This is a genomic window from Adlercreutzia sp. ZJ473 (genome assembly GCF_013185065.1).
Taxonomy (GTDB): Bacteria; Actinomycetota; Coriobacteriia; order Coriobacteriales; family Eggerthellaceae; genus CAAEEV01.
On record NZ_JAAVTO010000009.1, the window covers coordinates 51,622 to 61,403 of the forward strand.

General features: G+C 64.2%; 9 protein-coding genes. 4 read left to right on the forward strand and 5 right to left on the reverse strand.

Annotated elements, in window-relative coordinates; translation table 11 throughout:
• Window positions 1-17: 17 nt before the first annotated feature.
• Window positions 18-254, reverse strand: coding sequence for a hypothetical protein (locus tag HRL41_RS03145; protein ID WP_172135498.1), 237 nt, complete (start codon window positions 252-254; stop codon window positions 18-20).
• 258 nt (window positions 255-512) lie between these two features.
• Window positions 513-1,757, reverse strand: coding sequence for an MFS transporter (locus HRL41_RS03150; protein WP_172135499.1), 1,245 nt, complete (start codon window positions 1,755-1,757; stop codon window positions 513-515).
• Between the two features lie 236 nt (window positions 1,758-1,993).
• Between HRL41_RS03150 and HRL41_RS12080 the strand changes: the two genes are divergently transcribed.
• From HRL41_RS12080 to HRL41_RS03160, 3 genes are all read left to right on the forward strand, one after another.
• On the forward strand, window positions 1,994-3,253 hold the full coding sequence (locus tag HRL41_RS12080) for a hypothetical protein (protein WP_253904671.1): 1,260 nt from the start codon (window positions 1,994-1,996) through the stop codon (window positions 3,251-3,253).
• A complete protein-coding gene (locus tag HRL41_RS12085) occupies window positions 3,141-3,488 on the forward strand; it encodes a helix-turn-helix transcriptional regulator (RefSeq protein ID WP_253904672.1) in 348 nt (115 codons plus the stop codon). Before HRL41_RS12080 ends, HRL41_RS12085 begins: the two co-directional genes overlap by 113 nt.
• Window positions 3,489-3,721: 233 nt before the next feature.
• On the forward strand, window positions 3,722-4,558 hold the full coding sequence (locus HRL41_RS03160) for a nitrilase-related carbon-nitrogen hydrolase (RefSeq protein WP_172135501.1): 837 nt from the start codon (window positions 3,722-3,724) through the stop codon (window positions 4,556-4,558).
• Between the two features lie 63 nt (window positions 4,559-4,621).
• Here HRL41_RS03160 and HRL41_RS03165 read toward each other — a convergent pair whose 3' ends face one another.
• Both HRL41_RS03165 and HRL41_RS03170 read right to left on the reverse strand, forming a co-directional pair.
• Entirely contained in the window at window positions 4,622-5,998 is a 1,377-nt protein-coding gene (locus HRL41_RS03165; protein WP_172135502.1) for a chloride channel protein, read from the reverse strand.
• A complete protein-coding gene (locus HRL41_RS03170) occupies window positions 5,995-6,999 on the reverse strand; it encodes an ion transporter (RefSeq protein ID WP_172135503.1) in 1,005 nt (334 codons plus the stop codon). The genes HRL41_RS03165 and HRL41_RS03170 overlap by 4 nt, the downstream gene beginning before the upstream one ends.
• 307 nt (window positions 7,000-7,306) lie before the next feature.
• Between HRL41_RS03170 and HRL41_RS03175 the strand changes: the two genes are divergently transcribed.
• Window positions 7,307-8,983 carry a DUF2130 domain-containing protein gene (locus HRL41_RS03175; protein WP_172135504.1) on the forward strand — a complete coding sequence of 559 codons (1,677 nt, stop codon included), beginning with the start codon at window positions 7,307-7,309 and terminating at the stop codon, window positions 8,981-8,983.
• 122 nt (window positions 8,984-9,105) lie between these two features.
• On the opposite strand, the gene HRL41_RS03180 is transcribed toward HRL41_RS03175, so the two are convergent.
• Window positions 9,106-9,582, reverse strand: coding sequence for a YbhB/YbcL family Raf kinase inhibitor-like protein (locus HRL41_RS03180; protein ID WP_172135505.1), 477 nt, complete (start codon window positions 9,580-9,582; stop codon window positions 9,106-9,108).
• Window positions 9,583-9,782: the final 200 nt, after the last annotated feature.

A 9,782-nucleotide genomic window follows, 5' to 3' on the forward strand; every position in this document is an offset into this window, starting at 1 on the left:
AATCTCTCTACCTTGCGTTACTTGACGCGCTCGCCTTGCTTCTGGGCGCGAGCCCAGACACCCAGCATGATGAGGTTGTCATTGGAGACAACGTTATCCTCGCCCACCTTGTGGTACGTCATGCGCGTCTGGAGCTCCGCCGGATCACGAAACTCATGGCGAATGTACAGATCGCCATCCATCAAGTAGGCCTCCTTCGTTTCCATCGAGTCGAGCGTCGGCGCGTACTTGTCGAGCAACTCCTGCTCTGCCATGCAAACCTCCTCCTTCTTTGTTCTGGCCTTGCGAACCCGCCCTCACGGGCGCTTCACCTCATTCATGTCACGGCTGAAAGACCTCGTCTTGAAAACAGAGGCGTTGGAGCCTTTACAACCGATTGACACCGACAAAGCCCATTTTTATGTCTTGGCTACCTCTCGGCATCTGCTGATGAGTATTAATCGAAAATATGCTCTTTACCTGGTGTTTTGCAGAGTCTGGCACAGCATGTGTAACGCAGAGTATTAGCCCCGTCATGCTTGCTTTCCCGATTTGATGCAACCTTGTCGCACCCGTGCCCGCATCTTCGTCGTGAGACCTTCCACGAGGGTCAACGCCACATACCCAAATCCCGCCACCAACAACGCCTGGTGAGGAGCAACTGATCCGAAGATGAGCTCCTGAGCGCCGTTTATAACCACAGGCGAAAGCGCCGCACCTAACGAGACGAACGACAAAACTATCGATATCGCCATGGTGACCGCCGACTTGTCGACCGCCTTCGATACGTTATAGATCGTGCTCACCTGCTGAATGCCCGACCCCACGCCGAACAGCACTCCACCGCAAATGACGATAAGCAGACTGGTCCCAAACGAAGCGAGAATCATGCCCGCCGCGAGGAACCCGAAGCCAGCCGTAAGCGTATAGCGACCCATCATGCCCAGCACCTTGCCGTAGAGAACGCCCAAGCAGCACGAGACGACGCTGACAATGAAAGCGACTTTGGAAACATCGGCCGTCGTACCCAGCCCACGACTCTTTATCAGCAGAGCGATGTTCGTATTGAACCCGTAAAGGAACATCATGGCGAACATGAACAGCACGACGAGATACAGCATACGCGGGTTCAATAGCTCTTTGAGGCCTTTAGCTCCCCCGTGACGGCTTACTAGCTTTTCATCGAGACCACCACGCGGAAACAGCATATGCGCAAACGCCAATACAGGAATGACGCCTAAGTACACGAGAAACGCGTTCTTCCAGTTCGCAAGCGCAAGATAACCCACCACTAGAGCGATGAGCGCATCTCCGACAAAGTTAAACGCCTGCTTGAACCCCAAGGCGCGACCGCGCTCCTCGCCCTCCCATGTCCGGCAGATGAATGTGTTGGCCATTAGGTGCAAGAACCCCTGTCCCAAGCCCACGCACGCGCTGCACACGAGCATGGCGTGGATGGTAGGGTTCGGAAATATCACCGGGATCATGCCGCCTGCAAATATGACAGCCAACGATATCTCGGCAATGACCTTTTTACGTACGTACGAGGACAGCAGACCCGACGCAAGCGTGCCAGGTATGCTCGCCATAGGCGGGATAGCCAGGATCATCTGGATTGTGGTAACTGAGACATCCGGATAGGAGTCGCTCAACGCACCCAGAATGGAGGAGAACGACTGAAACACACTGTCATATAGAGCAAATCCGAAAATGGGAACCAAGAACAGTGCATGCTCGATCGCGAAGTATTCAACGATTCCTCGAAACAGCCCTTTCACGATCGTCTCCCCCTTGCTCGTTCCGATTGTGAAGCGCAGTCAAGGCAACGGCGTAAGTGCGCCGGAGCCTCGTGGGGCATATTCCGCCAGAAGGACATGCAATGTCTTGATACCTGGAGTATTAGATTGACCAATTCGACGTATTGGCAAGAAAAACTTACTCTCGACCTCACACCATTCGCGATAGAATAATGGCGCTAAAGCGATGGTTTTGCGAGGGCATGAGGGGGGCCGACATGGCAGAAATCACCATAAGAAGAAGCCAGTCACAAGGTTCAGCGTTCACTGAGCGAGAAATGCTGAGTATCGGGGGATTTGCACTTGCCACCGCCGTCGTGCTAGCCTCCGCCTACAGCCCGCTGCTTGAGACCGCTAGCACCACGAGCCCGTCTCTGCACGGAGCGACGCATGGCACCATGTTCCTTTTTATGGCGGCGTTCTATCTTGCCTTATCACGTGCCGACATACGGCGAGACAAACTCATTCGCTCCCATACGATGCACTGGACTTTTCTAGCTTGCGAGGTTGCACTGCCCTGTGCAGTACTCATCGAAAACATGGCAGGATTACTTCTGGCCTGGCCCTTCATGCTAGTGCTCTGGGCTCTATTTGGCACAGCGTGCGCCTATTTTACCTGCACATGGATCGACACGCTGAATACGCTGGGCGAGGAGCTCATTCGCCGCGTCAACCTGTGGTCATTCGCCGCAGCAGGCATTCTCACGACCATCGTGCTAGCCATCCCCGACGAAGCAAGCATCATTGCTTTTATCGTTCTGTGTGCAGCCTCCTGCATATTGCTCCCACATAATGCAGAAGCCCAGGAGAGATCCGAAGAACATGACGAGCAATGGTTTGCTGAAAACGGCAGCTTCAGCACTAACGGATCCTATGTCTTGTTCATCGACGGTGTGGCCATCGGCGTGTTCGCGGGACTCCTTGTCGCACGCGCGAGCAAAGATGTCATACCCTCAGCCGCTATGGGCATTGCCTTCATCTGCGTCGCCTTGACGTTCTACGTGCTGGACAAGAAGGTTCCACACGCACTGTCCATCGGCCGTAGCCAGCTTATATTCCTACCCCTCATGGTAATAGGCCTGGTGCTAGCTGGTTTTTTGGACAGTCCCTGGAACACCATCATCGCGCTGCCGTTTTTTTGTCCTCATGTATCTGTTCGACTACATCAACTCCGCATCGCTCTCCATCAGAGGTTACCTGCTGTCAGTGTCACCGAGCTTCTGCTTTTCCAAGGGTCGCTTGTTCATGGTGCTTGGGCAGGCAGCAGGCTGGCTTACAGGAGGATTCCTCGCCACAAACGCAGGAAGGGGCGCCATGCCCGTCATCGCCGGATCCATCATCCTGCTGATGTGCGCCTACGTGACCATGACCATCATCAAACCCAACAAGTACCCCATCGAGTCCGTCGCCGAAGACAACATCACATCGTCGCAGGCAGCAGAAGTCGTCGAGCCAACACCAATCCTCGAGCCTGCTGAGGTAGAACGGCCCTATAAACGCAAATGCACTCAGGCAATCAAAGCATACGGCCTCACTCCACGTGAGGGAGAGATATTATTCTATCTGGCCAAAGGCCGGAACGCTAAGCACATAGCCGAGCGTCTCTATGTGGCTGATCGCACAGTCAAGACCCACACCTACCACATCTACCAGAAGATGGGCATCCATTCCCAGCAGGAGCTCATGGACATCGTGGAAAACATCGAAGGCTAGTCATCAGCATTGCATCCCTATTCGCCGGCAACGCGGCGCGCCCGCACCAGGCGGGCCCGCGATTCCGAGAAGAAGGAGAGTTGCAAGAACACCGCCGGCGCGCATCGCTCCCCGAAGGACGGCGCTGCGCTCGCGCCGCATGCGCTACCATGGGCTCAAGACCGCGCGCCGCGCGCAGACCACCGCGCGCCCGAGCGCGCAAGCCGACGCGCACCGCGAAGAGGAGGCTCCCCATGACGTTTCGACTCGGGCTCGCCCAGTGCACGCACCCCGCCGACGGCGACGTGGTCGCGCTCGTGGAGCGCTGCGCCCGCGACGCGCAGGCAGCCGGCGTCGACCTGCTCGCCTTCCCCGAGTGCCTCATGACGCCGTTCGAGAAGACGCGCGAGGACTTCCTCGCCTCGGCCGAGCCGCTCGACGGCGCCTTCGCCCGCAAGATGAGCCGCATCGCCGCCGCGCACGGCCTCTGGATGATCTACACGATGAACGAGCGCGCCGACGGCAACACGCCAAAGGCGGCCAACGGCAACGCACCCGAGGCGGCCGGCACGCACCTCCCCTACAACACGGCGGTGGTGGTCGACAGCGCGGGCGCGCGGCGCGGGTTCTACCGCAAGGCGCACCTGTTCGACGCCGGCGACTGCCGCGAGTCGGAGCGCATGGCGGCGGGCGGGAGGCTGTTCGAGCCCATCGACACGCCGTTCTGCAAGCTCGGGCTCGCCATCTGCTATGACCTGCGCTTCCCCGAGGTGATGCGCGCCGCCGCCTGCGTCGGATGCGAGCTGTTCGTGCTCCCCGCCGCATGGGTGGACGGCCCGCGCAAGGCCGACCAGTGGGCGGCGCTCCTCACCGCGCGCGCCGTCGAGAACGAGATGTACGTGGCGGGCCTCTCGCGCGCCGACGAGCGCTGCATCGGGTGCAGCCGCGTGGTCGACCCCTTCGGCGCCACCGTCGCCGAGGCGCCCGGCAAGGCGCCCCTGCTCCTCACGGCCGACATCGACCTCACGCGCGTGCGCGCGGCGCGCGAGGCCGTGCCCGTGTTCGAGCACCGCCGCCCCAGCCTCTATTAGCCTCTATTAGAAGGACCGCGGCCTCGCGCGCACGAGGACGCCGCCGAGCCGGGCGCGCCCCGATCAGCCGCGCGCCTCCGCCTGCGCGTCCGCTGCGCGCTCGCCTTCGACACCTTCCGCTACGCGCTCGCCCTCAGCGCCTCCCGCCTGCGCGTCCGCGTCCTGCTTGCCTTTGGCGCCCTTCGCGCCCTGCTCCCCCAGCCACGAGCGCGGCACGGGCACGGCGGCGCCGATGGCCGCGGCCGCCAGCATCACGAGCACGCCCTTCACCGGGAAGCAGAGGAAGAGCAGCAGCGCCACCATGATCGGCTGGCGCATGACGCAGCCGAGGAGGCCCGCCGTGCACGCGCACAGGCAGAACACCGCGTCGGCGCCGGTGAGCGCCGCGAAGCCGTAGCCGAGGCTGATGCCGGCGAAGATGATCGGGAAGAAGTGCCCGCCGCGCCAGCCGAAGCCCAGGCACACCTGCGTCGCCACCACCTTCACGAGGCACGTGACGATGAGCACGCCCGCGCCGAGCGACGTCCACACCTGCTCGAGCTCGATGGCCTGCTCCTCGCCCGCGAACATCGCGAAGGGCAGAAACATGCCCGCACATCCCAGGGCGATGCCCGCGACCAGCGCCTTCACCACCGGGCGGTCGCCCATAGCCCGCGCGACGGTGCCCACGACCACGCCGCTCGCGAGGTAGAGCGCGCCCGCCGCCGCGCCCGCGAGCGCCAGCGGCACGCCCCATGCCAGCTCGTAGGCGCCCACCTCGATCCCCGAGAAGCGAGGCAGGCCGCCGCCCGTGCCGAACAGGTCGCCTAGCAGCATCATCATGCCGAGGGCGCCGGCCACCGCGCACAGGTACACCGCCGTCTTCGTCGCGCGCGGCACGCGCAGCTGCATCTCGCCGCGCGCGTCGGACGCCCCGTCGGCGCTGCCCACCAGCGGCACCGCCAGGCCGAACAGCGGCGCGGAGAAGATGGCGCTCACCACCGCCGAGACGCCCACCGACGACAGCTCGCGGAACTCCGCGCCCAGGAAGCGCAGGCGGTCGCCCACCCACGTGCACAGCCCCGCGATCACGCCCGTGAGCCCTGCCTCGGGGCCGATGCTCCCGCCGAACAGAAGCGGCAGCAGCGCGCCGAAGAACGACGCGCCCATGTGGTCGTACTCGTAGCGGCTGTCGCGCTTGACCTTGCCGAGCACCTCGTTGAGCCCCTCGGGGTAGTCGCCGAACCGCTTCGCGAACAGCCCGATGGCCAGCCCGCCCGCCGCGCACATCACGACCGGGTACCACACCGGGGAGCCCAGCGCCCCGGGCAGCGTCCCCCACATAAGCTCGATGCCGCGGTTCATCAGGAAGAAGAACGCCCACGCGAACGCGCCCGCCGCAGCGCCGAGCGCCACCGCGCACACCACGAACACCGTCCAACGCACTGCCTTGCCCATCATGGGAGCTCCTCCCCCTCCGCACGCGCCGGCGCCGCAGCGTCCGCGCGCTCTCCTTCCCCAGCTGGCTGCGCTGCGGGCGCGGCGCCCGCGCGCTCGCCTTCCGCTTCCGCAGCCGCGCCCGCGTTCCCGGCCGCGGCTTCGCCCGCATGCCCGGCCTCAGCCGCACCTGCGTTCCCGGCCTCACCTGCGCGCCCTTTCGCTTCCGCTGCGCGCTCCGCTTCCGCACGCGCGTCCTCTGCGTCCGCCTTGCGCCGGTCCTCCTGGCGGAACTCCGCCACGAAGCCCGCCGAGAAGATGCCCGCGGGTATCGCCACCACCGCGATGGAGAGCGTCATGGTGGCGAACCCGATGAGCCTCCCCACGGGCGTGATGGGAACCAGGTCGCCGTAGCCCGTCGAGGTCACCGTCGTCATCGCCCAGTACAGCCCGGTGAGCACGCTGTCGAACTTGTCAGGCTGCACCGTGTGCTCGACCTCGTACATGAGCACGCTCGCCGCGATGCACAGAAGCGCCAGGACCATGAGCGACGCCACGATCTCCTGCCGGTGCTTGACCAGCACGCGCGAGAGCGACTTCAGCCCGCGCATGTAGCGCGTGACCTTGATGAGGCGCACGAGGCGGATCACGCGCACCGCGTCCGTCAGCACCACCGACTCGGGGGCGAGCCACACGAAGAGCGCCGGCAGAAACGCCAGCACGTCGACGATCCCCATGACCGAGAAGACGTAGCGCAGCCGCGCCCGCGCCGGCGCGCACTCGGGGTGCACCTTGTCGGCCACCCACACGCGGCAGAGGTACTCGACCGCGAACACGCCGGTCGAGCAGAGGCTGACGACGCTCACGGCGCCCGTCGCAAGCGGAGAGAGGACCTGGCCCGTCGTGCCCACCAGAAGCGCGTTCGCCACGATGAGCGCCACCAGGGCGAAGCTCAGGGCGCGCCCCGCGGCGCTCGCCTCCTCGGGGCGCTCGAGCGCCAGGTAGATCCACTGCTTCGCCGTCATGGGCACCTCCTTCGCCCTCCCTCGTCTCGCCGGGGCCCCGCCTGGCGCGCTGGGCGCGCCAGGCTCACCGGGCGCGCAAGCCCGCCGGGCCCACCGAGCTGCGCCAATCTGCACAGCCCCGCTGGCCCCGCTCCGCCAAACCCGCTGGTCTTACCGAGCTGCGCCAACCCGCGCAAGCCCCCGCTTTTCGTCACAACCCCTTATGGTAAAGCAAAAGGCGCGCGACGGCACGCACGTTCGCGCATCACCGCGCCGCTTCGCACTATAATAGGCAGATCGAGACAGCCAGAGCGACAGGACGTGACCCATGAGCGAGATCAAGTGCCCCCACTGCGGAAAGACCTTCGTCGTCGACGAGAGCGGCTACGCCGAGCTTCTGCGCCAGGTGCGCAGCGAGGAGTTCGCCCGCGAGATCGCCGCGCAGAGAAAGCAGGTCGAAGCCGCCGCGAAGGCGCGCGAGGAGGCTGCCGCCGCCCGCGCCGAGGCGAAGCTCGCCGAGGCGGCCACACGCGCCGAGGCAGCGCTCTCCGAAGCCGCCGTGCGCGCCCAAGCAAAGCTCGCCGAGGCCGTCACCGCGAAGGACGCCGAGATCGCCAAGCTCTCCTCGCAGCTCGACTCCCAACGCGAGGCCGCGCGTGCCCAGGTCGAGCTCGCCGCGCGCGAGGCCGCCGACGCGCAGGCCCACGCGCTGCAGGAGGCCGAGCGCGAGCGGGACGCGCTCAAGGCCCAGCTCGCCACGCAGGCCGAGCGCGCCGAGGCCGCGACGAAGCTCGCCCTGCAGCAAGCCGAGCACGAGATCGACGCGCTCAAGGCCGAGCTCAGCTCCCAAGCCGAGCGCGCCGAGGCCGAGCGCGAGCTCGCCCTGCAGAAGGAGCGCGCCCGCGCGGCCGAGGAGGCGCGCGCAGCCGAGCGGAAGCGCGACGAGCAGGCGCGCGACGCCGAGCGCGCCTGGGACGAGCAGTCCCGCGCCGCCGAGCGCGCCATCGCCGAGCTCAGGTCGCAGCTCGACCTCAGCAAGCTCGACCAGGAGCGCATCGCGGCGCAGCACCAGACCGAGCTCGCCACGCGCGAGGCGCTCATGCAGGAGCAGATCGACGCGCGCGACCGCGAGATCGACAACATCAAGCACATGCGCGCCGAGCTGTCGGTGAAGATGATCGGCGAGAGCCTCGAGCAGTTCTGCGAGAACGAGTTCAACAAGCTGCGCGCCACCGCCTTCAGGACCGCCTACTTCCAGAAGGACAACGATGCGAAGGGCGGCTCGAAGGGCGACTACATCTACCGCGAATGCGACGAGGACGGCAACGAGATCGTCTCCATCATGTTCGAGATGAAGAACGAGGCCGACGACTCCACGCACAAGAAGCGCAACGAGGACCACTTCGCCAAGCTCCACCGCGACCGCACCGCCAAGGGCTGCGAGTACGCCGTGCTCGTGTCGCTGCTCGAGCGCGACAGCGACCTGTACAACACCGGCATCGTCGACGTGTCGTACTCGTCGGGCTTCGAGAAGATGTACGTGATCCGCCCGCAGTTCTTCATCCCGCTCATCACGCTCATCCGCAACGCCGCGATGCGCTCGCTCGACTACCGCCGCGAGCTCGCCGAGGTGCGCCAGCAGAACGTCGACGTCACCTACTTCGAGGACCAGCTCGAGGACTTCAAGGGCAAGTTCGACCGCAACTGCACGCTCGCGCGCAACAAGTTCCAAGCCGCCGTCAAGGACATCGACGCCACCATCAAGAAGCTCGAGAAGATCCGCGACGAGCTCACGAGCTCGGACAACAACCTGCGCTTGGCCAACGACAAGCTCTCCGGCATCACTGTGAAGCGTCTTACGCGCAAGAACCCCACGATGAAGGAGAAGTTCGCCGAGGCGCGCGCGGCGAAGGAGGCTGGCGAGGTGCCCCCCTACGCCCCCGAGAAGGAGTGGGAGGAGGTCGTGGAAGCCGAGCTCATCGAAGTGGAGGACGCCGAAGAGTAGCGGGACCTGCCCGACGCGAGCTCGATCATGTTGACGGCGTCCTCGCCGCCCGCCTCCCCCAGGGCCTCACGCGCGCGCGGAGTCAGCGGGCAAGCGCACGCTCTCCTCCGCGAGCACGCTTGCTACGCGTGGCGTCTCTGGTACTTCCCTGTCAGCGTGCCGCTCGCCAGAACATGGTTCTCAATCGCTTCCATCAGCTCTTCTTTTCTGCTGTCAGCGCTTATGTCGATCTGCGCATCCAGCGCATACACCGTGAACCTGTACCTGTGGTTCCAGTTGAACGGCGGCTTAGGCCCCCTGTACCCGTGCTTTCCATAGCCTATCCCCTGCTCAATGCGTATCGGGTTTTCCATGGTCGCGCCTCGAGGTATTGATCCCGGAATCCTGCTGCTCGGCGGCAGGTTCCATGCAACCCAGTGGTTGAATCCCTTCACGAGCGGATGGTCCAGATCGTCCATCACGAGAGCCAGGGTCATGGTTCCCTCAGGAATACCGCCTATGTTAAGCTCCGGCGAATTATCCTCAGCATAGCCGGCCAGGCTGTCCGGCATCCATCCCTCGTTCTCAAATTGCGGTGATGTCACCTCTAGCTCGTGCATGATTGAACCCCCTCGCTTTCGCGGCAAAACTCCGACGCGCTCTGCTCCCTCAAGGAATTCTACACGGTTATTCGTAAGCGTCTAAATTCCTGCGTCTTCAGCTTCTAGCCGATAGATGCCACAATCGTTGCAACCTGATGGAAGGAAGTGACGATGACGCCGCAGGAAAGAAGGTCGATGCGCCGCGAGCAGGTGGAGCG